The 26069-nt window shown below is 60.3% G+C and carries 26 protein-coding genes; 17 read left to right on the forward strand and 9 right to left on the reverse strand.

What is annotated here, in order from left to right; translation table 11 throughout:
• Position 1 precedes the first annotated feature (1 nt).
• The 6 genes from doeA to QSK43_RS20480 all read right to left on the reverse strand — a co-directional run bounded on the left by doeA (position 2) and on the right by QSK43_RS20480 (position 7795).
• On the reverse strand, positions 2 to 1180 hold the full coding sequence (doeA, locus tag QSK43_RS20455; protein WP_332305007.1) for an ectoine hydrolase DoeA: 1179 nt from the start codon (positions 1178 to 1180) through the stop codon (positions 2 to 4).
• The gene (eutC, locus tag QSK43_RS20460) at positions 1177 to 2190 is read right to left on the reverse strand and encodes an ectoine utilization protein EutC (protein WP_332305008.1); all 1014 of its coding nucleotides are present in this window, start codon (positions 2188 to 2190) and stop codon (positions 1177 to 1179) included. Before eutC ends, doeA begins: the two co-directional genes overlap by 4 nt.
• The gene (gene eutB, locus QSK43_RS20465) at positions 2187 to 3206 is read right to left on the reverse strand and encodes a hydroxyectoine utilization dehydratase EutB (RefSeq protein ID WP_332305009.1); all 1020 of its coding nucleotides are present in this window, start codon (positions 3204 to 3206) and stop codon (positions 2187 to 2189) included. The genes eutC and eutB overlap by 4 nt, the downstream gene beginning before the upstream one ends.
• 63 nt (positions 3207 to 3269) lie before the next feature.
• Positions 3270 to 4718, reverse strand: coding sequence for a MocR-like ectoine utilization transcription factor EhuR (gene ehuR, locus QSK43_RS20470; RefSeq protein ID WP_332305010.1), 1449 nt, complete (start codon positions 4716 to 4718; stop codon positions 3270 to 3272).
• 180 nt (positions 4719 to 4898) lie between these two features.
• On the reverse strand, positions 4899 to 6302 hold the full coding sequence (locus tag QSK43_RS20475; RefSeq protein WP_332305011.1) for an aspartate aminotransferase family protein: 1404 nt from the start codon (positions 6300 to 6302) through the stop codon (positions 4899 to 4901).
• A gap of 14 nt (positions 6303 to 6316) precedes the next feature.
• On the reverse strand, positions 6317 to 7795 hold the full coding sequence (locus tag QSK43_RS20480) for an NAD-dependent succinate-semialdehyde dehydrogenase (RefSeq protein ID WP_332305012.1): 1479 nt from the start codon (positions 7793 to 7795) through the stop codon (positions 6317 to 6319).
• A 121-nt stretch (positions 7796 to 7916) separates the two neighbouring features.
• Between QSK43_RS20480 and QSK43_RS20485 the strand changes: the two genes are divergently transcribed.
• Positions 7917 to 8384 carry an Lrp/AsnC family transcriptional regulator gene (locus QSK43_RS20485; protein WP_045020007.1) on the forward strand — a complete coding sequence of 156 codons (468 nt, stop codon included), beginning with the start codon at positions 7917 to 7919 and terminating at the stop codon, positions 8382 to 8384.
• Between the two features lie 129 nt (positions 8385 to 8513).
• Here the strand turns inward: QSK43_RS20485 and QSK43_RS20490 are convergent, their stop codons facing one another.
• Positions 8514 to 9374 carry a D-amino-acid transaminase gene (locus QSK43_RS20490; protein WP_332305096.1) on the reverse strand — a complete coding sequence of 287 codons (861 nt, stop codon included), beginning with the start codon at positions 9372 to 9374 and terminating at the stop codon, positions 8514 to 8516.
• Between the two features lie 8 nt (positions 9375 to 9382).
• On the reverse strand, positions 9383 to 10156 hold the full coding sequence (locus tag QSK43_RS20495) for a LamB/YcsF family protein (RefSeq protein ID WP_332305013.1): 774 nt from the start codon (positions 10154 to 10156) through the stop codon (positions 9383 to 9385).
• A 242-nt stretch (positions 10157 to 10398) separates the two neighbouring features.
• Here QSK43_RS20495 and pxpB point away from each other — a divergent pair, with 242 nt between their 5' ends.
• The 8 genes from pxpB to QSK43_RS20535 are packed head-to-tail and all read left to right on the forward strand — an operon-like array spanning position 10399 to position 17232.
• Positions 10399 to 11142, forward strand: a complete 744-nt coding sequence (pxpB, locus tag QSK43_RS20500; protein ID WP_332305014.1) for a 5-oxoprolinase subunit PxpB — start codon at positions 10399 to 10401, stop codon at positions 11140 to 11142.
• Positions 11139 to 12113, forward strand: a complete 975-nt coding sequence (locus tag QSK43_RS20505; RefSeq protein WP_332305015.1) for a biotin-dependent carboxyltransferase family protein — start codon at positions 11139 to 11141, stop codon at positions 12111 to 12113. The genes pxpB and QSK43_RS20505 overlap by 4 nt, the downstream gene beginning before the upstream one ends.
• Positions 12106 to 12750, forward strand: coding sequence for a GntR family transcriptional regulator (locus tag QSK43_RS20510; protein ID WP_332305016.1), 645 nt, complete (start codon positions 12106 to 12108; stop codon positions 12748 to 12750). The genes QSK43_RS20505 and QSK43_RS20510 overlap by 8 nt, the downstream gene beginning before the upstream one ends.
• Positions 12747 to 13694: an NAD(P)-dependent oxidoreductase gene (locus QSK43_RS20515; protein WP_332305017.1), complete on the forward strand. Its 948-nt coding sequence runs from the start codon at positions 12747 to 12749 to the stop codon at positions 13692 to 13694. Before QSK43_RS20510 ends, QSK43_RS20515 begins: the two co-directional genes overlap by 4 nt.
• Positions 13691 to 14938, forward strand: coding sequence for a hydantoinase/carbamoylase family amidase (locus tag QSK43_RS20520; protein ID WP_332305018.1), 1248 nt, complete (start codon positions 13691 to 13693; stop codon positions 14936 to 14938). Before QSK43_RS20515 ends, QSK43_RS20520 begins: the two co-directional genes overlap by 4 nt.
• Before the next feature lie 5 nt (positions 14939 to 14943).
• The gene (locus QSK43_RS20525; RefSeq protein WP_332305019.1) at positions 14944 to 15588 is read left to right on the forward strand and encodes a GntR family transcriptional regulator; all 645 of its coding nucleotides are present in this window, start codon (positions 14944 to 14946) and stop codon (positions 15586 to 15588) included.
• A gap of 11 nt (positions 15589 to 15599) precedes the next feature.
• Entirely contained in the window at positions 15600 to 16784 is a 1185-nt protein-coding gene (locus QSK43_RS20530) for a M24 family metallopeptidase (RefSeq protein ID WP_332305020.1), read from the forward strand.
• Positions 16785 to 16818: 34 nt separating this feature from the next.
• Positions 16819 to 17232, forward strand: a complete 414-nt coding sequence (locus tag QSK43_RS20535) for a VOC family protein (protein ID WP_332305021.1) — start codon at positions 16819 to 16821, stop codon at positions 17230 to 17232.
• Positions 17233 to 17313: 81 nt separating this feature from the next.
• Here the strand turns inward: QSK43_RS20535 and QSK43_RS20540 are convergent, their stop codons facing one another.
• Positions 17314 to 18489, reverse strand: a complete 1176-nt coding sequence (locus QSK43_RS20540; RefSeq protein WP_332305022.1) for a M24 family metallopeptidase — start codon at positions 18487 to 18489, stop codon at positions 17314 to 17316.
• A 369-nt stretch (positions 18490 to 18858) separates the two neighbouring features.
• Here QSK43_RS20540 and QSK43_RS20545 point away from each other — a divergent pair, with 369 nt between their 5' ends.
• From QSK43_RS20545 to QSK43_RS20580, 8 genes are all read left to right on the forward strand, one after another.
• Complete coding sequence (locus tag QSK43_RS20545; RefSeq protein ID WP_332305023.1) at positions 18859 to 19485, forward strand: urea carboxylase-associated family protein; 627 nt, start codon at positions 18859 to 18861, stop codon at positions 19483 to 19485.
• Complete coding sequence (locus tag QSK43_RS20550) at positions 19482 to 20291, forward strand: amino acid ABC transporter ATP-binding protein (RefSeq protein ID WP_332305024.1); 810 nt, start codon at positions 19482 to 19484, stop codon at positions 20289 to 20291. The genes QSK43_RS20545 and QSK43_RS20550 overlap by 4 nt, the downstream gene beginning before the upstream one ends.
• Positions 20291 to 20947: an amino acid ABC transporter permease gene (locus QSK43_RS20555; RefSeq protein WP_332305097.1), complete on the forward strand. Its 657-nt coding sequence runs from the start codon at positions 20291 to 20293 to the stop codon at positions 20945 to 20947. Before QSK43_RS20550 ends, QSK43_RS20555 begins: the two co-directional genes overlap by 1 nt.
• A 114-nt stretch (positions 20948 to 21061) precedes the next feature.
• Positions 21062 to 21850 carry a transporter substrate-binding domain-containing protein gene (locus QSK43_RS20560; protein WP_332305025.1) on the forward strand — a complete coding sequence of 263 codons (789 nt, stop codon included), beginning with the start codon at positions 21062 to 21064 and terminating at the stop codon, positions 21848 to 21850.
• A gap of 153 nt (positions 21851 to 22003) precedes the next feature.
• On the forward strand, positions 22004 to 22462 hold the full coding sequence (locus QSK43_RS20565) for a DUF1801 domain-containing protein (protein ID WP_332305026.1): 459 nt from the start codon (positions 22004 to 22006) through the stop codon (positions 22460 to 22462).
• Positions 22463 to 22726: 264 nt separating this feature from the next.
• Positions 22727 to 23764: an NAD(P)-dependent alcohol dehydrogenase gene (locus QSK43_RS20570; protein WP_332305027.1), complete on the forward strand. Its 1038-nt coding sequence runs from the start codon at positions 22727 to 22729 to the stop codon at positions 23762 to 23764.
• Between the two features lie 375 nt (positions 23765 to 24139).
• Positions 24140 to 25024: an AraC family transcriptional regulator gene (locus tag QSK43_RS20575; RefSeq protein ID WP_332305028.1), complete on the forward strand. Its 885-nt coding sequence runs from the start codon at positions 24140 to 24142 to the stop codon at positions 25022 to 25024.
• Between the two features lie 96 nt (positions 25025 to 25120).
• Positions 25121 to 26032 (forward strand): ABC transporter substrate-binding protein, encoded by a 912-nt coding sequence (locus QSK43_RS20580; protein ID WP_332305029.1) that lies wholly within the window; start codon positions 25121 to 25123, stop codon positions 26030 to 26032.
• Positions 26033 to 26069: the final 37 nt, after the last annotated feature.

Genomic DNA, 26069 nt, shown 5'->3' on the forward strand with positions numbered 1-26069 from the left:
CTCATCCCTTCACGAACAGCTGGCGCGGCACGTTCGACAGGCACTCGACGCCTGTCTCGGTGATCGCGATGCTTTCGGTGATTTCCAGCCCCATATCTTCGAGCCAGAGACCGGTCATGAAATGGAAGGTCATGCCGGGCATCAGTTCGGTGCGGTCGCCCGGGCGCAGGCTCATGGTGCGCTCGCCCCAGTCCGGCGGATAGGAGAGGCCGATCGGATAGCCGGTGCGGTTGTCCTTTATGATCCCGTATTTTTTCAAGACCGCGAAGAAGGCGTTGGCGATGTCCTCGCAGGTGTTGCCGGGTCTGGCCGCGGACAGGCCGGCCTCCATACCTTCGAGCGTCGCCTTTTCTGCATCGAGGAAAGCCTGTGTCGGCTTGCCAAGAAATACGGTGCGCGATAGCGGGCAGTGATAGCGCTTGTAGGCGCCGGCAATTTCGAAGAACGTGCCTTCGCCGGTCCGCATCGGCTTGTCATCCCAGGTCAGGTGAGGGGCGGAAGCGTCTGCGCCCGATGGCAAAAGCGGGACGATCGCGGGATAATCGCCACCGAATTCGGATGTGCCGCGAATGCCGGCATCGTAGATTTCGGCGACAAGATCGCACTTGCGCATGCCGGGTTCGACGACATCCACGATGCGCTTGTGCATCAATTCAACGATTTTGCCGGCCTTGCGCATATAATCGAGTTCGGTCGGGCTCTTGACGGCGCGCTGCCAGTTGACCAGCCCGGCTGCGTCCTTGAAGCGGGCATTCGGCAAATGCTTCTGGAGAGATGCGAAGGCGGCAGCCGAGAAATAATAGTTATCCATCTCGACACCGACCGTGAGGCGCGACCATTTGTGCTCATCGATGATCTGCGAAAGAAGATCCATCGGGTGGCGCTCGGTCGATTGAACGTAGTGATCGGGATAGCCGATGATGTTGGCGTGGCCAAGATAGGCGGTTCGCTTGGCGCCGTTGGCGTCCTGCTTGCGGCCGTACCAGATCGGCTCGCCGCTCGGCGGCACCACGACGCACTGGTGCACGTAAAAGGACCAGCCATCGTAACCGGTAAGCCAGTGCATGTTGGACGGATCGGTGACGATCAGAAGATCGATACCGGCTGCTTCCATGGCGCGGCGGGTTTTGGCAAGGCGTTCGGCATATTCCCCGGATGTAAAGTTCAGCGTCGCGCTCAAGCTGCATCTCCCATTTTTATGTCATTTTCAACGATCTGACCGCCTCCCTGCTCTTTAGCGCGGGTGAAGGCCAGATTTGCGATTGCGGTATCCTGCACGCCGGTGCCCGTAAGGTCGGCGAAGGTTATTGCATCTGCATTGACGCGGCCGGTCGCCTTGCCGGCGATGACGGTTCCGAGTTCGGCGAATTCCCGGTCCGGCTTGACCACGCCAGCCTTGATCGCATGGTGCAATTCACCAAGAACGCGTGTTTGCGTGAGGCGATCGGCGACGTAGTCAGTCCGAGCGAATACGGCAGGATCGATTTCGTTCTTGTGCTCGGCGTCCGATCCCATCGCGGTAAGATGCTGGCCCGGTTCGAGCCAGTCCGCCAGAAAGATCGGCTTTTCGGCCGGCGTCGTGGTGACAATGATGTCGGCCCCCCGTGCGGCTTCAAGTGGATCGGCAATGGCAGCGACTTCGATGCCGTATTCGCGGGCAAAATCGCTGGCAAGCTTCTGCGCCTTGGCGTGATCGCGTGCCCAGATGCGCGCCGATCCGATCGGGCGCACCAGCATCAATGCCGCAAGCTGAAGCTGCGCCTGCATGCCCGCGCCGAAGATCGTGGCGACGGAGGCATTCTCACGCGACAGATGTCGTGCGGCTACCGCGCCAGCCGCTGCCGTGCGCACGTCGGTAAGATAGCCATTGTCAAGAAGAAGGGCTTCGACCAAACCCGTTCTCGCGCTGAAGAGGATCATCAGCCCGTTGAGGCTAGGCAGACCGAGCCTGGGATTGTCGAAAAAACCTGGGCTTATCTTGATGGCGAAACCGTCGAAACCGGGCACATAGGCCGTTTTTACGTCTACTTCGCCACGAAATTCCGGAATGTCGAGGCGCAGGATCGGTGGCATGGCGACGGGTTTCGTGGCGAGCGCCGCAAATGCCTGTTCGACGCAATCGACTGCGGAACGGTCGAGCCTCACGATCGCACGAAGGTCCTTTTCCATCAGTATGCTGATGCGGCTCATGCTGTTGCTCCCCCGACGAGTTTTTGATGAAGCTGCGGGTCGATGTTTCCACCTGACACGATGATGGCGGTTGGCCCGGAAAGTTCGACCTTGCCTGAAAGGATGGCGGCGATGCCGACCGCGCCAGCACCTTCGACCGTTATGTGTTCTTCGCGCGCAGCATGGCGGATACCGGCTGCGATCTCGTCTTCGGTAAGGAGGATGATGTCATCGAGAAGATCGCGGCAAAGCGCGAAGGTGACACGGTTTGCAAGACCGATGCCGCCGCCAAGCGAATCGGCCAGCGTTTCCTCTTCGCGGACCGGGACGGGCCTGCCGGCGGCTATCGCCACATGCATTGCCGCCCCCCGCTCCATGGAGATGCCGACGATCTGCGCCTGTGGCTTTAATGCCTTGACGGCGCAGGCGATGCCTCCGGCAAGACCACCACCGGAAAGCGGAATGAGAACGGTTGTGAGATCGGCCAGATCCGCGACAAGCTCCAGCCCAATCGTTCCCTGACCGGCGACGACGTGCGGATCATCGAAAGGCGGGATCTGTGTGAGGCCAAGCCTCTCGACCAGACGCTCAACCTCCTCCTGCGCATCATCCTGCGAGGTGCCGACGATGTGAACTTCGGCCCCAAGCGCGCGGATCGCTTCGATCTTGTTGGTGGGAACGAGCGATGACATGCAGATGGTTGCCGGCACACCGAGTTCGCGCGCAGCAAAGGCGACGGCGCGACCGTGATTGCCGGTTGAGGCCGTGACGAGGCCGCGCGTGCGCGCCGCCTCATCGAGCGTCAGGATGGCGTTCATCGCGCCGCGCAGCTTGAAGGCGCCCGTTGGCTGGCGTGTTTCAAGCTTGAGATAAACATGCTGGCCAGTGCGTTCGGACAGGGCGGAGGAGCGGACGAGCGGCGTGCGCGTCACTCTACCGGCGATACGCGCCGCAGCCCGTTCGATATCCGCCAGCACGACCGGCGGCGATCTCTCTTCGGTGAATATGGTCGGGACTTCGCTGTTCATGATTGTCATGTTGGGAGCGAAGTAAAATCATGTCAATTATTATATTGTCATGATTCAATGATTGCCGTGGGACTAGCCGATCGAACCGATGTCGTAGACGGGCGGCAGTTGTTCAAAAGCCTGGCGCACGATCATCAGGGCCTTGGCCAGGCTCGCATGGTTCATACGTCCGCCAAGGCAGACACGAATGCCGCCGCCGTGGCCTGGTCCGGCGATGAATGGATCGGAAGGAGTGACTGCGACATTCTGGTTGGTGAGGGAACGCACCAGGCCTTCTTCGGTCCAGTGCGGCGGAACCTTCAGCCATGCGCAGAGGGAGAGCGGATGACTGGAGGCGATATGGTCGCGCAGGATTTCCGTCGCAATATTTTGGCGCGCACGCGCTTCGTCGCGCTGGATTTGAAGCAGCCGTTGCGCGGTGCCGTTTTCGACCCAGCGCGTAGCGATTTCGCCGATCAGGTAGGTGGCGCTCCAGCTCGATACGCGCAGGATGGAAGCGGCACGAATGGAATATGCGGGCGGAACGACGAGGTAGCCGACACGCAGACCGGTCAGCACCGTTTTGGTAAAACTCGTGACGAAGAAGCCGAGATCAGGCAACATCTCGGTGATCGACGGCAGCTCCTCCTCTATCATCGGGCGATAGACTTCGTCTTCGACGACAAAAATGCCGTAACGTTGGGCGATCTCAGCTATTTCGCGCCTGCGCTCCGCGCCCGAGATGTGACCGGTCGGATTGTTGAGTGTGGGGACGAGCACCAGGGCCCGAACGCCGCCAGCCGCACATGCGGCTTCGAGTGCGCCGGGCAGAATGCCTTCGTCATCGGTAGGCAGGCCCTTGAGGCTGAACCCCAATATGCTTGAAAGTCCGATGATGCCGTGATCGGTGAGGTTTTCACACAGGATGACGTCGCCGGAACGAACAATGCAGCTCAAGGCGAGAAAAATACCATGAGCCGCACCATTGGTGACGAGAATACGTTCGGCTGGGGCCGTGACGCCGAGCGTGCGCAGCCAGATGCGTGCCGTTTGCCTGTGACGGTCAAGACCTGCGATCGGACGGCAGGGCCGCATGAATTCCGCATTGTCGCTGTCCGCAAGTTCGCGAAGGATCTCGCGTGAGGCGTTTTCATGCGCATCGAGATAAACACCGCGCACGATGGAGAGGTCGAGCACTTCGTGGGGGCTGTGGTCGAGCATCATACGCCCGGCGCGATCCGTCACGCGCGCCTTGACGAAGGTGCCGCGACCTATCTCGCCGCTTAAATAGCCACGCCGTTCCGCCTCCTTATAGGAGAGGCTGACGGTCTGAACGGACAGGCTGAGTTCGCGGGCCAAGTCCCGATGGGTCGGCATACGATCCATCGGCTTGAGCACGCCGGCATCGATATCCGCGATGATGCGCTCCGTGAGGGCCGCATGTTTGGTCTCCCCCTTCTGTCTGGCGAGACTTGGTCGCCATTCAACCGGCTTCGTCGCGGGAATAAGATCGGAGGCGAGTGCGTTGGCTTGACGATGCATGAAATTGTCTCGTTTGCGGGACGATTATTTCATGACATTATGCATGCTTCATCCAAAAAGATGAAGCATTATGCATCGTAAGCCGGCGATTGCTTCAGGAATAATCGCCGTCATCATGATTGTTCCCTGAAACAGGCGGTCGAAAAACGATATAAATCCCGCCCGGCAGGTTCGTCTGCATCAGATCTTTTCGCCAGCCTGCACCAGTTCATCCATGACGGTGCGGACGGCTGCCTCGGCGATGGCGACGATCTCGTCGATTTCTTCCTTCGTGGTTACGAGCGGCGGCGCAAAGCCCAGAATGTCGCCATGGGGCATGGCGCGCGCAATAAGTCCGAGATTTCGCGCCGCCTTCGAGACACGCGCACCGACGCTGAGGCCGGGAGCAAAGCGCACCTTCTTTTCGCGATCCGCAACGAACTCGATTGCGCCCATCAGCCCGACGCCACGCACTTCACCGACAATGGGAAGTTGAGCGAATTTCGCCTTCAGCTGTTCCTGGAAATAGGCGCCGACTGTGCGGGCATTGCCCGGCAGGTTCTCCCTCTCGACGATATCGAGGACGGCGTTGGCTGCCGCGGCTCCGATCGGATGGCCGGAATACGTGTAGCCGTGAGAGAAGGCGCCGACGCGGTCCGCCCCTTCCTCGAGAACCCTGTAGACCTTTTCTCCGACGATTGCCCCGGAGAGAGGGAAATACGCCGAGGTCAGGCCCTTGGCGACGGTGACAAGATCCGGTTCGATGCCATAATGCTGGGATCCGAACATCGAGCCGGTTCGTCCGAATCCGGTGATGACCTCATCGGCGATCAGCAGGATGTCGTATTTTTTGAGAACATTCTGGATTTCCTCCCAGTATCCCTGCGGCGGCGGCGTGATACCGCCGGTTCCAAGCACCGGCTCGGCGATGAAGGCGCCGATCGTGTCTGGACCTTCGCGCAGAATCATGGTTTCAAGCTCTTCCGCGCGGCGTCTGGAGAACTCCAGTTCCGTTTCGCCTGCCTGGGCGCCCCAGTAGTGATGTGGCGATCCGGTATGCAGAATACCTGCGCGCGGCAGGTCCATGTGATCATGATAGAAGCTCATGCCGGTCATGGATCCGGCGACGACACTGCAGCCGTGATAGCCGCGTTCGCGGGAAATGATTTTCTTCTTGTTCGGCTTGCCGCGCAGGTTGTTGTAGTACCAGACGAGCTTGGCCTGCGTTTCGTTGGCATCGGAACCCGACATGCCGTAGAACACCTTGCTCATTTTGCCTGGCGCCATTTTCACGAGACGGTTGGAGAGGATCGCCAGCTCATCCGTCGTGTGGGCGGCATAGGAATGATAGTAGGCGAGCCGATAAGCCTGGCGCGAAATGGCCTCGGCCACCTCGGTGCGACCATAACCGACGTTCACGCAATAGAGGCCCGCAAAGCCGTCGATCAACTGCCTGCCATGCGCGTCCTGGATACGGATACCTTTGCCGGTTTCGACGATCGTCGGGTCGCCCATTTTGCCGGACGCGAAATCCTTAAGTTGCGTGAAGGGGTGAAGAACCGAATTGCGGTCCATTTCGGCGATCTGATCGAGGTTGACGGTCATGGCGAAGGATCCTTTCAGGCAGCGAGATTGCCGAAGCAGACATATTTTGCTTCGAGATATTCAGAGAGGCCGTGGCGCGATCCTTCGCGACCAAGGCCCGATTGCTTCCAGCCGCCGAAGGGGATCGGGGCTCCGGTGAATTTCGGCGTATTGACGGCAACCATGCCGTATTCGAGCCTGTCGGTCAGACGCATCGCGCGACCGAGATCGTTGGTGTAGACATAGGCGGCCAACCCCATTTCGGTGGCATTGGCGCGGGCGAGCACTTCCTGCTCGTCATCGAACGGCAGTATTGCGGCAATCGGCCCGAAGGTTTCTTCCCGGGCGATCAGCATGTCGTCGGTAACATCGGCCAGCACCGTCGGTGTGACGAAATTGCCGCCAAGCGGGCTGTCCTGCCCGCCGCAAACGCGCCGGGCGCCGGAAGAAAGCGCCTGTGCAATCTGCTGACGGCATTTTTCCGCAACGGAAGGACGCGTCATTGGACCGATATCGATACCGGGCTCGAGACCATGCCCGACCGTGAGTTCGGCGGTCGCCTTGGCGAATTGATCGACGAAACGGCTGTAGAGCCCTCGCTGTACGTAGATCCGGTTGGCAGCGAGGCAATCCTGGCCTGAGGTTGCGAATTTCGCGCCGATACAACCCTTTACGGCCTTGGAGAGGTCGGCATCATCGAACAGAATGAACGGTGCATGACCGCCAAGTTCCAGCGAGGCTTTCTTGATCGTCATGGCCGACTGCGTCAGCAGAATGCGCCCGACTTCAGTGGAGCCCGTAAATGAAAATGCGCGCACAGCCGTGTGCTCCAGCAGACGGCGCGCTAGCGGTTCAGCTTCGCCGGTCAGCACCTGGAATACGCCCGGGGGCATGCCGGCCTCCTGCGCGAGCTTTGTTAAAGCGAGGGCCGAGAGTGGGGTTTCCGGCGCAGGCTTGACGATCATGGTGCAGCCGGCAGCAAGTGCTGCCCCAGCCTTGCGCGTAATCATGGCGGAAGGGAAATTCCATGGTGTGATAGCGACGGTAACGCCCAGCGGCTGCATGTGCACCGAAAGGCGGCTGCCGGGCAGGTGGCTCGGAATTGTTTCGCCATAGGCGCGCTCACCCTCAGCGGCAAACCATTCGAGAAAATTCGCAGCGTAGAAAATCTCGCCGCGTGATTCCGCCAGCGGCTTGCCCTGTTCGGCCGTCATGATGACTGCGAGGTCCTGTGCGTTGTCGCGCATCAGCTTACCCCAGGCTCGCAGAATTTGACCACGTTCGGCGGGAAGCCTGTCGCGCCACTCGAGAAAGGCGGTCTTTGCCGCATCGACAGCAGTGTCGGCATCTTCAAGCGAACAATCCGCGACATTGATGATGTGTTCGTGGGTTGCCGGATCGATGACGCCAAGGGTCTTCCCGCGCGCCATCCAGGTGCCCTTCAGAAAAGCGCGGTGCTCCAGCAGATCGGGTCGCTGCAGGTGTTTCAGGGCCGCGGCGGCAATACCTTTCATAAGGTCACTCCAAATGGGTTTATACGGCAATGTAGCTGCGGAGCGCGGACGTTTTACTGCATTGACGTCCTCATTATCGCAGGTATTGTGCTGATTTCCGCATTAAACGCAGGATTTCTGCATGACCATGCTCGATAGAGCCGACAGGGCGCTGCTTGACGCCGTTCAGAAGAACAATCGCCTCACCTCGGAAGAGCTGGCGGAGATCGTCAATCTTTCACCGACAGCCTGCCAACGACGGTTGAAGCGGCTGCGCGAGCAAGGGGTGATCGAGGCGGATGTGTCCATCGTCTCGCCCAAAGCGGCAGGACGCGGAATCACCATGATCGTTCTTGTCTCGCTGGAGCGCGAAAGGGCTGATATCGTCGATCGGTTCAAGGCGGCGATCCGCGCCACGAAAGAGGTGATGATCGGCTATTACGTGACGGGCGATGCCGATTTCATTCTGGTGATCACGGCAAAGGACATGGAGGATTACGAAGTCTTCACACGTCGATTTTTCTATGAGAACCACGATATCAAAGGGTTCAAGACCATGGTTGTGATGGATCGGGTAAAAGCTGGTTTTGCTTTTCCGATGGAGAACTGACCATTCAGCTTTCCGGTCCTGTCCGACGCGGTTCTCGCCTTTGCGACGGGTTGATCTGGCTGATTAAGAAAGATCAAGGGCGGATCGTGTGACCCACCCTCGGCACTGATCACTCGGGGCTATCATCGATCAAAGTGCATCCGCCAGCTTCTGTTTGATATAAAGTTCGCGAAGCTGCAATGTCAGCGGTCCCGGCTTGCCGTCACCCACGTTTTCACCGTCGATCCGGGTCACCGGGAGAACGAAATTGGTCGCCGAGGTGATGAAGGCTTCAGCAGCGTTCCTGGCTTCGTTAGGAGTGAATGCCCGTTCCTCAAATTCGATGCCGGCTTTCTCGGCGATATCCAGCACGCTGGCCCGGGTGATCCCGTGCAGAATGGCGTTGGAGAGACCGCGCGTCACCAGCTTGCCGCCCTCCGTGATGATATGAGCGGTGGCGGAACTGGCTTCCGTAACGAAACCGTCCTCGACCAGCCAGGCGTCGTCGGCGCCCTTGGCCATCGCTTCCATCTTGGCCATCGACGGGTACAGCAGCTGTACCGTCTTGATGTCGCGGCGAGCCCAGCGCTGGTCGGGCAGGAGCGCCACCGAAATGCCCGTTGCCACCTTTGGGTTGTCGAGCACCGGCTTTGCCTGTGTGAACAATATCAGGGTCGGCGTCGGGTTTTCGGGGAAGGTGAAATCGCGGTCCGCCGGGCCGCGGGAAATCTGCAGGTAAATCAAGCCTTCCTTCAGTTCGTTGCGGCGGACGATTTCGCGGTGGACTTCAAGAAGCGCGTCCGGTGTCAGCGGGCAGGTGATGCCGAGTTCTGCCGTGGAGCGCTGCAAGCGCGCGGAATGGCCGGGATATTCCAGCAACTTGCCATCTACGACGCCGGTCACTTCGTAGATCGCGTCGGCGAATAGAAAGCCGCGATCGAAGATCGACACCTTGGCATTGGCTTCCGGCAACCAGTCGCCATTCACATAGACAATACGGGCCAAGTCAATTCCCTCATTCAGGTTTTCGATTTTGTAAATGGTGCGATTTCGATGCCCATTTCGGTGAGTTTGTCGCGCAGTGCCGTAGCGGTCGCGGCGGCGCCGGGCGTATCGCCGTGAATGCAGACGGTTGCCGCCTCGACAGGCAGATAAGTACCGGCGATCGTCGGGATGCGCTTGTCGCAGATCATCGACAGGACTTGATCGACGCTCTGTTGCAGGTCATGAATGACGGCGCCTTCCAACTGGCGGGATGCGAGCATGCCCTTGTCGTCGTAGCGACGGTCGGCATAGACCTCGCAGGCGACGGCGAGATCAGCCGCTTGCGCGGCATGCATCGTCTGCGAATAGGGTAGGGTGATGAAAACGAGGTTCGGATCGACCGCCTGGATGGCGCGGACGCAGACCCGGGCGAGGTCTGCATCCTCGGCGGCCATATTGCCCAGCGATCCATGCGTCTTCACATGAGTGATCGGCCAGCCCAGCGCCACCGCCATGCCCTGGATGGCTGCAATCTGGTAGATCAACTGTGCCTCGATGTCTTCCGGACGTTCGCCGGAAATGCGCCGGCGGCCGAAACCGTAGAGATCCATGAACGAGGGATGGGCCCCGATCGCCACGCCCTTTGCCTTTGCCGCCAGGATCGTGTCGCGCATGACGCCTGGATCGCCGGCATGGAAACCACAGGCGATATTGGCCGTCGTGATGATATCCATCATTGTGGCGTCGTCGCCGATCTTGTAGGCGCCGAAACTCTCGCCCATGTCACAGTTGAGATCGATGGTGGGCATAGTGCGCTATCCTCAAACAGTTTCGTCAAACCCGCGCCGGGGCATCAAAAACCGGGCGATGGTCTTGACATACAGTTGGTGTACTGAAATGACAAGCCTGTTGCAAGCCGCTCGAATGCGGTGCCATTCAGGCGGGGCAAGCCGATGAATGATCGTTTGTGGGCAGACCTTATTCGGGCTTGCAGATCGTTTTTGGGCGCAAAACATTGCTAAGATACGCCGTTGGGAATGGGAACCATGAAATGACTGTGCATGATCGCGGGCCACAGCGCTTCCCTCGTATTGCCGCCTGCGGCGACAGCGCCCTTGTGATCGAGCTTTCTGATCAAATCGACGAAGAGACCAATATTCGGGTTGTTGCGCTCGCCGACGATCTTGCGGCGAAGCCGATCGAAGGTGTCGTCGAAACCGTGCCGACTTATCGGTCGCTGCTTGTCGTTTACGATCCGGCGCTGGTGCGCGGCGCCCTGTTGGCAAGATTGCTTCAGGCGCGGTTGGCGGAGGTCTCTTTGGCAAACCGCGCTCAGAGGCGGATCGTCGTGCCGGTGATTTATGGCGGCCCGGTTGGCATGGACCTCGATGAACTCGCCGACATGAAGCAGATGGGTGCCGACGCGCTGATTGCACTGCATGCGGCGGCGGAATACCGGGTCTATATGATCGGCTTTGCGCCGGGTTTCGCCTATCTCGGCGGATTACCGGACATTCTGCACACGCCGCGCCTCGCGGTTCCCCGCCAGAGGATTGAGGCGAGCGCCATCGGCATCGGTGGAAAGCAGGCGAGTATCAATTCAGTTCCCGGCCCAAGCGGGTGGCGTTTTATCGGCCGCACGCCGCTGAGGCTTTTCGATCCGGCGCGCGAGGATCCCTTTCTGCTGCGTGCCGGCGACCGGGTTCGTTTTCGCCCAGTAGGGGCGGATGAGGCGGCGGCACTGGACGCGGCCTCGGTGCAAGGCACGCTTGCCGCAGAATGGGAAAGCCTATGACGGACATCCTCATCAAACAGGCAGGGCCGATGCTGACGGTTCAGGATCTCGGGCGTACCGGGATGCTGCATCGTGGTGTGTCGGGCTCGGGGCCAATGGATGGTCCCTCGATGCGTATCGCCAACCACCTTGTCGGAAATGATGACGGGCAGGCGGTTCTCGAGTTCGCGCATGTCGGTGGGCATTTTGAAGTCGCCCGGCCCGTGCGCTTCGCGGTGACCGGTGGCACAGCCGAGATCACCGTGGATGGCGAGCGCCGGCATGGTTGGGAGAGTTTTTCGCTTTTGCCGGGGCAGGTGCTGAAAATCGGCGTGATGCGGGATGCCGTGTGGGGTTATCTGGCGCTGTCCGGCGGGATCGAGACGCCTCCGGTCCTCGGCGCGCGCTCGACCCATCTGCGAACCGGCATTGGCGGGCTGGAGGGTCGGCGGCTTGCCGCAGGCGATCGGTTGCCGCTGGGGCTCACGCGCCCGGCGCCGATGATGGCGCTGACGCGGCCTTTTCGCCGTCCAATTGGGCCGGTACGCGTCATCAGGGGGCCGCAGGGAGATCACTTCGATGCCTCGGCCTGGCGGGATTTTCTGGGAATGGAGTTTGTCGTCTCGGCCAGTCGCGACCGCATGGCGCAGATGCTCGAAGGGCCGGCGGTTCGAGCCGTCGCGGGGCACGACATCGTGTCTGACGGAACGGTCAGCGGGTCCATTCAGGTCCCGGCATCCGGACGCCCGATTGTGCTGATGGCCGAACGCCAGACGACCGGGGGCTACCCCAAGATCGCCACGGTAGCCTCGATCGACCTGCCGCGACTTGCGCAGGCGATGACCGGCGCATCGCTGCGCTTCAAGGTGATATCGCAGGATGAGGCCGAAACACTGTCGATAGCCCAATCGCAGGCGCTGACCGCCGCCCTGTCCGGGCTTGAGAAAAAATCGGATTTTGCATGTCTTCGAGGAGGAATGGGCGATGAATAAACCGCTCGCCAAGCAGGCGTATGGCAGCATCATCGAGATGATACTCGCCGGCGCATTGAAACCGGGGGATCTGCTGCAGGAGGGCAAGCTCGGTGACGAGCTTGCCATGTCGCGAACCCCGGTGCGTGAGGCGATCAAGCGCATCGAGGCGGAGGGGCTCGCCGTTCAGGAGGGACGTTTCCTCAAGGTCCGCACACTGACGGCGGCCGAGGTCGAGGAGATATTCTTCCTCCGGCGTGTTCTGGAGCGCCAGTGCGCCCGCAATTCGGTGGCGATCGATCCCCGTATCCTCGACGGGCTGGAAAGCCGCGTGCTCGATCTGCAACGGGAAGGCCCGGGCGAAGAGGAGGAGCAGCGGCAGGTGGACGACGACTTTCATCATGCGCTGGCCCGTGCTGCGGGCAGCCAGATGATGGTCCGCACCATCAGCGATCTGCGCCGCCGCACCTGCATGTTCGACCATAGCCAGGTCCCCGAACGTTTCGGCAAAAGCTGCCAGGAGCACCTCGACATCATCCAGGCGTTGCGGAACCGGGATGGCGAACGCGCCGCGATGTTGATGGACGAGCATATCGCCCATGCTCGCGATGCCATCCTCGGGCGGCTCGGTCTTTCGAATGAGAGAACAAAGCAATGAAATGTTTGATCGTACAGCCGATCCATGCCTGCGGGCTCACCCTCCTGAAAGAGGCAGGCATCGAGCCGGTGCTTTGCCCGACATCGGACATGGAGACCGTTTCCCGGCTGATAGGCGGCTGTCAGGCCGTTATCACCCGTGACGCGGGCCTGTCTGCGGAAGCCATTTCCGCCGCCGACGTTCTCAAGGTTATCGCTGTCCATGGTGCCGGCCACGACCCCGTAGACAAGGGCGCTGCCGCGCGAAAGGGTGTGCTGGTGTGCAACACGCCGGGTGCCAATGCGCGTTCGGTGTCCGAACTCGCCCTCGGCCTGGCGCTTGCGGCAGCACGGCTCATTCCTGCCGCCGATCTGGCGGTGCGAAACGGAATTCACGGCTTTCGCGAAGATCACGCATTTCAGGAGCTGTTCGGTAAGACTGCGCTCATCGTGGGTTGGGGCGCGACGGGTGCGGGGCTTGGCAGGATGCTCGACAGCGCCTTCGACATGCGCGTTATCGTCTATTCGCCACGCAATCCGGACACCGGTTCATTCGAACGCGTGCCTGCCCTGGCCGAAGGCCTGGCGGTTGCCGATCTCGTTTCGCTTCATACGCCATTGCGGGACGAGACGCGCGGAATGCTCAGTGCCAAGGCATTCGCTGCGATGAAAAGAGGAGCCATCCTCGTCAATACCGCAAGGGCGGGCCTGGTGGACGAAGCGGCCCTTGCCAACGCGCTGTCGGACGGAACCGTCGCTGCTGCCGGCCTCGACGTCTATTCGTCCACGGCGCCTGCGGGACCGCTTGCGACCTCGAACAGGGTGGTCTTCACGCCTCATCTGGGAGGAACTACCGTGGAGGCGCTTCAGCGTGTCGCCATCGCTGCCGCCCGGCACGTCATCACCGCCCTGGCGGGAGGCCGGCCGGCGACAACGATCGAATTTCATCCGGAGCCTGCCCTATGAGCGATATCATCAAGGATACCGTCGAGCGTCTGCTAGACCGCATCAACGCGATTTCGCAAGGCGGTCCGGGTTTTACGCGCCCTTCCTACAGTCCGCTGGAAAGCCAGGCGCATCGTGTCATCGAGGATGAGGCCGTCGCTCTCGGCCTGACGGTTACGCGCGATGCCGCGCTCAATCTTTTCGCCCGGTTGCCGGGGCGTGACCGGAACGCACCCGCGATCCATATCGGCTCGCATCTCGATACGGTTGCGATGGGCGGCGCCTATGACGGTCAGGCCGGTGTTGCCGGCGCCATGGCGCTTGCCGCGGCATTCGTCGACAGCGGTGAGCCGCCGCCGGTCGATCTGGTCGTCACCATCACCAGGGCGGAGGAGAGCGTCTGGTTCCCCGTGTCTTATATTGGCTCGCGTGCGGCACTCGGAGGGCTGACGGCCGCAGATCTGCAAGCGACGCGCGCCGATACCGGCCGCAGCCTTTATGATCATATTCTTTCGGAGGGCGGTCGGCCGGACGATATTCTGAGGGATCCGCCGCTGGCGCCGGGACGGTTCATCGAGTTGCATATCGAGCAGGGAACGGTGCTGGACACTGCCGGTGAGCCCTATGGTGTTGTCAGCGGCGTTCGCGGCGGTCTGCGCTATCGGCAGGCCCGCATCGACGGCACCTGGGCGCATTCCGGCGGCCCGGCGCGGTCAGAGCGATCGGATGCCGTTTTTGCTCTTGCCGACCTGATCGTCGGCATGGATCGCCGCTGGGACGAGGCTCTGCGTTCGGGGGACGACCTTGCCGTGACCTTCGGTCGCGTCGACGCTGCGACACCCGAACATGCCTTCGCGAAAGTACCGGGAAGGGTCGATTTCTGTGTCGATCTGCGCAGTGACGATGTGAGCGTGCTCGAGCGGATGGACGCAACCTTTCGGGCTGAAGTCGCAACAATCGAGGCGGCACGGCGTGTGCATTTTGCGTTGGGACCACAGTCGCGCAGCCAGCCCACACAACTTTCGGCGACGCTCGGTGACCGCATTTGCGAGGCTGCGTGCGCGCTCGGCCGCGTGCCGCGTCGCATGCTGTCGGGTGGTGGCCATGATGCGGCCGCCTTCGCGCAGGCGGGATGGGATAGCGTGATGGTCTTCCTGCGGAACTGGAACGGCAGTCACAATCCCGACGAAGCCATGGACCCCGTCGACCTTGTGGCAGCGGTCAAGGCATTGCATCTGGCCGTCGGCGGCATGGGGGGCAGGTAGAAACGATGAGCGACAAGGAAACCCTGGCACAACAGTTTTACCGCGACCTCAAGCAGCGCATTCTTGAAGGCCGCTTCCCGTCCGACGAGATGCTGACGGAGCGCACGCTGGCGGTTGAGTTCGGCATTTCGAGGACGCCTCTGCGCGCCGCGATCTCGCGCCTCGAAAAGGAGAACGTCATTTCGCGGCTTCCCAACGGCGCCCTGATGGTTCGCCCGGTGACCGTCGAGCAATTGCTGGAGATCGTTCAGATCCGCAGGCTGCTCGAGGGTGCGGCGGCCGCAAGGGCGGCATCGACATCTGCCTTGACGCCGGAACTCGTTGAATGCCGTACGCGCATGCATGCTTACGCCGAGGGTGGCGGCGATATCGCCTTCGACAATTTCTGGCTGGATGATGACGTCTTCCACCTTGCCGTCGCCAAGGCCGCCGAGCTGCCGCTGCTGGCCGCGATGCTGACGGAAATGCGCAGCATCGCACGCCGTTGCACCATTACCCGCACCCATGACCGCTTCGACCAGCAGGCCCGTGAGCATATCGCCGTGGTTGACGCGATCGAGGCCGGAAATGCCGAGGCCGCGCAGGCGGCCATGGAAATGCATTTTGACAGCGTCAGGGCACGTTTCCTTGGTTGGCTGGCGCGCGATTGAGAAACCGACACATGATATCTTCCGCATTTACCGAGGATTTCCAGCAGCTGAGCGGTTGCGAAGCCTCCTTCACAAAGACAGAGTTCGCCGATCGCCAGAACCGGGCGCGGGCTGCCTTGCAGGAAGCCGGGCAGGAGGCCATCATCGTCTCCGGCCCGGAGACGATCTACTGGCTGACCGGTCGTCAGACCGCGGGTTATTTTGCCTTTCAGGCACTGATCCTTCCCGCCGACGGAGAGCCGACCCTGCTCGTCCGGCAGCTGGAACTGTTCGGCACGGTCGCCAATACCTGGCTCGACGATATCGTCGCCTATCAGGATGGTGAAAATCCCGTCGATGCATTGCTGGCGGTGCTCAAGGCGCGAAACATCCGCAAGCCAGCGATGGAGCTTGGCGGCTGGTTTCTGTCGCCGCGCGTCGCTGCCGAAATTGCCGAACGGCTGAATGTCGGCGGATTGTTTGACGGCTCGCATATCCTGCCGCCGCTGCGCATGCTGAAATCCGCGGCGGAACTCGATGCCATCCGGGCCGCTGCCCGCTATGCGCAGGCCGGCATCGTTGCCGGCATCGACGCCTGCACGGTCGGTACGGATGAAAATGCCGTTGCTGCGGCGATGCTGTCGGCGGCGACGCAGGCCGGGTCCGAAGCGATGGCGATGGAGCCGCTCGTCTCGTCCGGTCCGCGCAGCGGCCTGCCGCACATGACATGGCGTCGCCGGACCCTGGGCGCCGGTGATCCTGTCTTCCTCGAACTTGCGGGCAGTCACGCGCGCTACCACGCTGCGCTGATGCGCACCGTCTGGCTCGGCATGCCACCGGTCGAAGCACAGCGGATGATGGATTGCTCGCTGCATGCGCTGGATGCAGCCCTTGCCTCGATACGGCCGGGCGTATCCTGTTCTGTTCCTCACAATGCCGCGCAGGCAGTCATAAACGAGGCCGGTTATACCGCGGCCTTCCGCAAGCGGATCGGCTATTCCATGGGTGTCGCCTTTGCTCCCGACTGGGGTGAGGGGGCTATACTCAGCCTGTTTTCGGACGTTTCCCGTCCGATCGAGGCGGGTATGGTGTTTCACCTGCCGGCCACACTGCGCAGCTACGGTCACTGGACCGTTGGTGCCTCCGAGACCGTGATCGTTACCAACCACGGCGCCGAACCGCTATCGAGCCTGCCGCGCGGCCTCACCATTCGCTGATATCAACTTGCCAAGCACCAACGGAGCCTTTCGCATGCGTTCTCTTTTCCATCTGGCCTATCATGTCACCGATCTCGATGAGGCACGCCGTTTCTACGGCGACGTTCTTGGCTGCAAGGAAGGCCGTTCCACCGATACCTGGGTGGATTTCGACTTCTTCAACCACCAGATTTCGCTCCACCTCGGCAAGCCGTTCGAAGTGACGCGCACCGGCAAGGTCGGGAACCATATGGTGATGATGCCGCATCTCGGCGTCGTGCTGCAGCTTGACGACTGGCTGGCGCTGGCCGAGCGCCTGCAGCAGAAGGGCGTTGCTTTCGACATCCCGCCAGTGGTGCGCTTCGAAGGAGAGCCGGGCGAGCAGCGCACGATGTTCTTCTTCGATCCGAGTGGCAACCCAATCGAAGTCAAGGGTTTCAAGGATTTCGACGGTTTGTTTGCCAGCTGAGCAATGTGAAGAGAATACCGGGCAGATTGACGATCTGCCCGGCTTGTCCCGTTGATCAATTCTCCGGGCCGGGAAGCCGTATCAGAACATGCTCGGCGACCGGGTGAGCAGTTCGTTGCCGCTCCCACCGATAATGAGGATGTCCTCGTAGAAGGCCGCGCCGACGCCGTCCAGCGACAGGAAAGCCTCGACGCCGAACACCATGTTCTCCTCGACGATGTCCTGCGGCGTCGACATGCTGGTGGAAATGCGCGGCAGTTCGAAGCCGAGCCCGATGCCGTGGCCGTAGAACGGAAAGTTCTTCATGATCGCGGAGATCGAGCCACCGAACGCGGCCGTCATGCGATCGCCTTCGGCCGCTACATCCAGCAGCCTGACACCGGGGCGCAGCATGTCGGAGAGACGGTGGACGATGCCGCTGGTAGCATCGATCAAGCGTCGTTGCTCGGAATTTGCGTTGCCGCGGACGGCAGTGCGGCCCGGATCGAGATAATAGCCCTGATAGAGCGGGCCGTGCAGCGTTCCGGTGACGATATCTCCGACAGCGGGTGTATCGGCGCTATATCCGGTCAATGGGAAACGCTGGTCGAAACCGAGGGTTTCGCCGTGATTGGTGCCGATCATCTGGATGCGTCCGCCGCGCCGCACCGTTTCCCGCGCCGCTTCGCCCGCTGCTTCGCGCTCCGACATGCCGCTGACCAGGCTCTGCATCAGGACGGTCATGCCGGCGGTCGCCGTTTCGCCGGCAATGCGATAACAGTCGAGCTCCCGGGCGCTCTTGATGCGCCGCACCGAACGCACGAGATCGTCTGCCGGAACCCAGTCGATATCAGGGGCCACCGTTTCCAGCTGGCGGTAATATTTTACCGGAATGAAATTGGTGCCGACCAGCGCCACGCGTCCCTTGATGCCGCGCGCCACCAGAGCCTTCGCGACGCTTTCAAACGGATGGTTGCTGCAATGAACGTCGTCGACCGAAACAAGGTCGCGCCGGACTTCCGGCTCGTCGATGTGCAATTGGGGTGCGTGGCCGTGCTGTAGAATGACTCCGGCAAACGACCGTGCGGTCCATATGGCCGAGTCCATGCCGCTGCTGATCGCATAGTGATTGGAGAGATAGAGAACATCGCCGCAATTGTCGGTGGTGCCTCCGGCCCGTGAAAACACCACGGCGGTCTCGAACCCGCGTGCTTTCAGTTCGCGGTGCAGGCGATCCCAGCGTTGCTCATATTCATCGATCGGGAAATAACGATCCATCACTCGCTCCAGATGCAGCGGCTGGCGCCAACGAGATTGTCGTCGGCGTGCAGTCACAGAGAAAGGGCCAGAGACTGGCCTGTTGAATTTCGGTACACCGACAGTATTCTTGCGTCAACCGGATGCAGGCATCGTGATGATGCCGTTGCGAGATGCCTGCTGATATTCGCATCGTATGCACGAAAAGAACGCCAATGTTGCCCAATTTACGATCAACATGTCTGTTTTATATGCTTAAATTCTTGAATTCACTACTTGAATTCCATTGGTATACTGAATAGGCTTGGTGAAACTGAAGACATGCGAGTTCGATCACCTGCCGATGCCTTCCGGATCTGGCGCAGTTCGTACCCGAGAAAACAAGTTGGAATGAATTTGGAAACACAGGCTGTACCCGCAAGTCAGGGACGCGCATTTCGGATGAAGGCCGGGCAATTCGCCCGCATCGCCAATATCCACGGGAATCAGGTCGTCGATACCTGGGCGCTTTCCGAAAGCGATCCTTTCGAGGTCTCGTCGATGGATCACACCCGCTCGGTCAACAGCAACATCTTCTTCACCGAGGGCATGAGCGTCCAGAGTTCGCGCCGGCGTTCCATGCTGACTATGGTGGCCGACAGTGCCGGGGTTCGGCATGACACATTGCTATGCCCTTGCAGCAAGGAACTCTATCAGGAACTCGGATGCGCTGAATATCACCGCAGCTGCACCGACAATTTCCACGAAGCGCTGGCGCAGGCGAATGGCGTGCTTGGCTTCACGCCAGCCTCCCTCAACCTGTTCATGAATGTTCCTGTCGGGCCGGACGGAACCGTGGATCGCGTGCCGCCGGCAACGGCTGCCGGCGATTATGTGGTGGTGCGGGCGGACATGGATCTCGTCCTCGTGCTGTCAGCCTGTCCACAGGACATCACGCCGATCAACGGCGCTTCCCGCGCGCCGAAGGATGTTGCCGTGTGCATCACCAACGCGTTCCCATTGGAGGAAACCCAATGAGCGACCCGCTTCTGAAGCTGCGCGAAATCCGTAAGAGCTTTGGTGACAACGAGGTGCTCAAGGGCGTTTCGCTCGATGTTGCGGCAGGCGAGGTCGTATCGATCATCGGCGCCAGCGGTTCGGGCAAGAGCACGTTTCTGCGCTCGATCAACGCACTGGAAATGCCGCAATCGGGATTCATGGAGTTCGAGGGCCTGTCTTTCGATTTTCGCCCGGATTCGCGCTTCTTCCCGACGCCGGTACAATTGCAGTCGCTGCGTGCCCGCGTCGGCATGGTGTTTCAGAGTTACAATCTCTGGCCGCACATGACGGTGCTCGAAAACGTCACCCATGCGCCGACAAAGTTATTGAAGCTGCCGCGGGCGCGAGCCGTTGAGGAAGCGGAAGCGCTTCTGTCGCGGATAGGGCTTTTCGAAAAGCGCCATAGCTACCCCGCGCGGCTTTCCGGCGGCCAGCAGCAGCGTGTGGCAATTGCCCGGGCGTTGGCGATGAAGCCGCGATTGATGCTGTTCGACGAAGTGACTTCTGCGCTCGACCCGGAACTGGTGCACGAAGTGCTGGTGCTGATGGCCTCACTTGCCTCGGAAGGCATGACGATGCTGCTGGTGACGCACGAAATTGCCTTTGCCCGCGATGTCTCGTCGCGGGTGCTGTTCTTCGACAAGGGCGTAGTCGCCGAACAGGGTTCGCCGGACATTCTGCGGCATCCTGAAAGTGAAAGGCTGCAACAATTCCTGCACCGCATCCTGCATGACAAGGTCGGTCATGCCATTTCCAACGACAGCGGACAGGGAACGCGGGCGTGATGGTAAATTTCTTCGACGAGATCAAGATTTACGGCCCCGGATTTCTGGAAGCCTCCTGGACTGTGTTCGGCATCACCATCCTTACCATCGCCGTCAGCTGGGTCTGCGGCCTGGTGGCAGCGCTGGCGCAGCGTTCCGACTGGAGGGCCGTGCGCATGGCCGCCGGCTTCTACATCTGGTTCATTCGCGGCACGCCGACCCTGATCCAGGTGTTCCTCATCTATTTCGGCCTGCCGCAGCTCGGCATCCGGCTTTCCCCGTTCACGGCAGGCGTCATCGCGCTTGGTATCAACAGCGGTGCCTATGTCGCCGAGATCGTTCGTGGCGGCCTGACGGCGATCCAGCGCGGGCAGACGGAATCGGCACTCGCCCTCGGGTTCAACCCGGCGGAAACAATGCGCACAATCATCCTGCCGCAGGTTTTTCGCATCATCCTGCCCTCGATCACCAATGAGGCGATCTCGACACTAAAAAACACCTCGCTTCTGTCGACCATCACCGTCGTGGAACTGACGCTCTATGCGCAGACCCTGATCGCTTCGACCTTCCGGCCCTTCGAATTCTATATCGCGGTCGCGGTCATCTATCTGGTGTTGACCACGATCCTCACCTTCGTCGCCTCGTGGCTGGAACGCCGTTATGCCAACCTGGGGTGATCCGGGTGATACTCGTCCTCGCCTCCCGACGATCCATCTCGCGGCGTTGAACATTACCGACATAAAAGACTGCGAACGACATAATTCTCCATCAATAATAAAGGGAACTGAAACATGAAACTGAAGTCCTTGCTCGTGGCCGCTGTCGCCTTTGCCGGCCTCGCCATCAATTCCATCGCCAATGCTGCCGACCTCGAACTGCTGGAGTCCGGCAAGCTGATGGTTGCCACCGAAGGTACCTACGCTCCGTTCAGCATGCGTGCGCCGGACGGCAAGCTCGACGGTCTGGAAATCCGCGTGATGCAGGAGGTCGCCAAGCGCCTGAAACTCGAATACACGCCTGTTCTGATCAAGTGGGATTCGCTGCTCGTCGGTCTTCAGGCTGACCAGTACGATGTCATCAGCGCCGCGATGGACATCACCGAAGCACGCCAGAAACAGGTGACCTTCTCAAATGGCTGGCTTGAATCCGGTGGCCGCGTGGTTACCGCCAAGGACAGCAAGATTGCGAGCGCTGCGGACATCAAGGGCCAGACCGTTGGCGCACTCGTCGCTTCCAGCTGGACAAAGATCGCCGAGGACAAGGGCGCTACGGTCAAGGGCTACAAGGCCGAATCCGATGCCATGCAGGACCTCGTCAATGGCAATGTCGATGCGGTCATCACCGATTCGATCGCGGCTGCCTATGCCATCGAGTCGGCCAACATGCCACTCAAGATGACCGACGATTATGTCAGCCACGTGCAGAAGGGTTTCGCCTTCAAGATGGGCAAGCCGAACCTCGTCGAAGCGGTCAACAAGGCGCTCGCGGACATGAATGCCGACGGCACCTATGCCAAACTCACCAGCACTCTCGTCGGCTTTGATCCGGCTCCGAAGGAGCCGATCAAGACGATCAAGTAACCCGGCGACCTAACGGAATGCGGCAAGGGCGCACCGCCATGGTGTGCCCTTGCGGCTCGGTACTGGCCATCGTCCAGCGGGAACTTTTCCTTTTGCCTAGGCTTGAAATCGGCATAGGCTTTCTGATCGCGCAACATCGGGAGGGTAAGCGTGATGGGCGACAAGACGTTGGACGAAGCCGATGACATTGCCGGTGCCGAGCCGCCGGCTGCGACACCGAAGCTCCTTTCAGGTGGCAATCCCCAGATTGCCAAGGGATACGGCGATGCGCCGGTGCGGGCCTATATCGCGGCCATGCCGGGCTGGAAGAGTGCGGTCGGGAGCCGTACCGACGCATTGATCGAAGGCATTGTTCCCGGTGTGCGCAAGGCCGTGAAGTGGAACTCGCCCTTTTACGGGATGGAGGACGACTTCTGGTTCCTAAGCCTTCATTGTTTTACGAAATATATCAAAGTTACCTTCCTCAACGGCGCATCGTTGCAGCCTCTGCCGCCCGGTGCGTCCAAGCATCCGAAAGTTCGTTACCTCGATATCCATGAAGGTGCGTTCGACGAAACGCAGTTCTCCGACTGGGTGAAGCAGGCGAGCCGGTTGCCCGGCGAAAAGATGTGAGCGGCTCGGGCCAAGTTGCCCGGCGGAATTTTGCCCGGCCATGATCCGTGAAATGCGGCAGGCGAATCAAGCGCTCCTTTCCGCCCCCCTTAAAAACCTTGGTGCACCGTGGATGATGAGAAATCGCGGGTGCCTCGATACAGTTTTTCCCTCTTGAAGAAAAACCGGCCGGTCAGGCGGATTTCTGTTTACTTTTGCCGAAGTTACACGACATCACGCTGTTTGAATTCGCTGTAAGGCCTTTCGCAAACTTCGGAGGATGAGATGAAAGCACTGGTGCTGGAAGAAAAAGGAAAGCTCGCGCTCAGGGAGTTCGACATTCCCGGCAAGCTCGGACCGAAGGATGTGCGCATCCGCACCCATACGGTCGGGATTTGCGGTTCGGACGTCCATTATTATACGCATGGCAAAATCGGCCATTTCGTCGTGAAAGCGCCGATGGTGCTGGGCCATGAAGCTTCCGGAACAGTGATCGAAACCGGTGCCGAGGTGACGCATCTGAAGGCGGGCGACCGCGTCTGCATGGAGCCGGGCATTCCCGACCCGACATCGCGCGCTTCAAAGCTTGGTATATACAATGTCGATCCGGCCGTCAGCTTCTGGGCGACACCGCCCGTCCATGGTTGCCTGACGCCGGAAGTCATTCATCCCGCCGCCTTTACATACAAGTTGCCCGACAACGTTTCCTTTGCCGAAGGCGCCATGGTCGAACCCTTTGCCATCGGCATGCAGGCGGCGCTCCGGGCGCGTATCCAGCCCGGCGATGTCGCAGTGGTGACGGGCGCTGGCCCGATCGGCATGATGGTTGCGCTGGCCGCACTGGCGGGCGGTTGCGCAAAGGTGATCGTTGCCGATCTTGCCCAGCCGAAGCTTGATATCATTGCCGCTTATGACGGTATCGAAACCGTCAACATCCGTGAACGGGACCTGTCGCAAGCCGTGGCTGATGCGACGGACGGCTGGGGCTGCGATGTCGTTTTCGAATGCTCGGGCGCTGCACCCGCCGTGCTCGGCATGGCGAAACTGGCGCGGCCCGGCGGCGCGATCGTCCTCGTTGGCATGCCTGTCGATCCGGTGCCGGTCGATATCGTCGGCCTGCAGGCAAAAGAGCTGCGGGTGGAGACGGTTTTCCGCTATGCCAATGTTTATGATCGTGCGGTCGCTCTCATCGCGTCCGGCAAGGTCGATCTGAAACCGCTGATTTCCGCAAGCATTCCCTTCGAAGACAGCATCGCCGGTTTTGACCGTGCGGTAGAGGCAAGGGAAACGGACGTGAAACTGCAGATTCTGATGCCGCAATAAGCCCTTCCGGCCGATCGCCTGCCGATGCAGGAGCGGCAGATACCCCTCGGAAAAGTATAAGCGCAACCTGCCGGTGATCGACAGGTTGCGCTCTCAAAAATCATCAATTCACTTTTTGAGATGCGTGTTTTCTGGGCGTATGACGCTCATCTGCGCAAAATAATCGGCGTAACCGCAGGCTTTGTTATCCGCCCATGCGTGCCACTCTTCAATTTCTGACAAAAAACAGTCAAAAAAGTATCGGCAATTTCCCCGGCATGAGGTGGAAGTAAATGCGCGGTAAGCCGTATGCTCCCTATCAACGCCTGGGACGAGCCATAGAGGAATGGCCTCGCTCCGCGAATACGGCGGACGTGACCGGTGGGAGGAACATCGATGCAGCCCGATCTGGAACTGGTACATATCCGCAAGGGCGAATCTTTCGCCGCCTGGCGGCATGGCTATCCGTTCCGCACGGTGCGTTGGCATTACCATCCCGAATATGAAATTCATCTGGTTGTGGCGACGTCAGGCACGTTTTACATCGGCGATTTCGTCGGTCGTTTCGGCCCAGGCCAGCTTATCATGACTGGTCCCAATCTCCCCCAGAACTGGATTAGCGAAATCGAGCCGGACGAGATCGTGCCCACGCGTTCTCTCGTCATCCAGTTTCCAGAAGCTTTTATCGAGGATGCCTGCACGTCCATGTCCGAGATGGAGGTGGTGCGAGCCCTGCTGGACCGCAGCCGCCGCGGCATTCTGTTTGACGATGAGACGAGCGACCGTGTTCGCCCGCTGATGCTGCGGTTGATTGAGGCGCAGGGGTTGAGACGGCTTGCGCTTTTCTGGGAAATTCTCGACCTGCTCACCAACGCTCCGGCCCCTGAGGTGCTGGCAAGCCTGAGTTACGAGCTTGATCTGGCGGGGATCGGCGACAGTGGCATCAACCGCGCCCTGTCGCATCTGCGCCAGCACCTGACCGAACAGGTCGAGGAAATCGATCTGGCCGACATGGTCGGCCAGAGCCCCAGTGCCTTTTCCCGTGCCTTCAAGCGCCATACGGGAACGACTTTGGTGCGCTATCGCAATCAACTGCGTATCGATCTGGCCTGCCAGATGCTTCTGGTGGATCAGGACGTGAAGGTGGCGGAAGTCTGCTACGACGTGGGCTTTTCAAACCTTTCGAATTTCAACAGGCATTTCCTGAAACTGAAGGGAATGTCGCCATCGAGGTTCCGGACCATATTCGCGGCCCAGAAGGCAGCGGTCATGGCCGATTAAACCAAAGATACATCGCGGATTTTTCACCAATTCGGGCAGAGGACTGTCCGGAAACGGGCTCTTATTGCCCAGATTTCCAAACGGGAGGAAGTTACAATGAAAACGAAATCGAAATTGCTGATGGCGACAGCCGCAATCGCCATGATGGCCGCTCCGGCGCTGGCGCAGGAAAAGCTGAAGATCGGCATGACGTTCCAGGAGCTTAACAACCCCTATTTCGTGTCGATGCAGGAAGCGCTGAAGGAAGCTGCCGCAAGCATCGGCGCCGAGGTGATCGTGACCGATGCTGGCCACGATGTGGCAAAGCAGATTTCCGACGTTGAAGACATGCTGCAGCAGAAGATCGATATCCTGCTTCTGAACCCGACCGACAGCGCCGGCATCGAGGCGGCCGTGCATGCCGCCAAGGCGGCCGGTGTGACTGTTGTTGCCGTTGACGCCAACGCCAACGGTCCGGTCGATACCTTCGTCGGTTCCAAGAACCGTGACGCGGGTTACAAGTCGTGCAAATATCTCGGTGAAGCCATTGGCGGCAAGGGTGAGGTCGCGATCCTCGACGGTATTCCTGTCGTGCCGATCCTCCAGCGCGTCGAAGGCTGCAAGGCAGCGCTTGCCGAATTTGCCGACATCAAGCTTGTCGACACGCAGAATGGCCGCCAGGATCGCTCCGTTGCTCTCGGCGTTGTCGAAAACATGATCCAGTCCCGTCCGAACCTCGCCGGCATCTTCTCGGTGAATGATGGCGGTGCCATGGGCGCGCTGGCCGCAATCCAGGGCTCGGGCAAGGACATCAAGCTGACTTCGGTTGACGGCGCTCCGGAAGCGGTGAAGGCGATTGCCGATGGTACGCCCTTCATCGAGACGACCGCGCAGTTCCCGCGCGATCAGGTGCGCGTCGGTCTTGCCATGGCGCTTGCCCAGAAGTGGGGCGCCCGTGTCGTTCCGAAGGAAGTGCCGATCGACGTCATGGTCGTTGATAGCAAGAACGCCGGCGATTTCAGCTGGTAAGAATTCCTCCCCAGGTCCCGTCCCCGCCTTGTGCGGG

The sequence above is a fragment of the Rhizobium sp. GR12 genome (assembly GCF_036596185.1).
Lineage (GTDB): Bacteria > Pseudomonadota > Alphaproteobacteria > Rhizobiales > Rhizobiaceae > Agrobacterium > Agrobacterium nepotum.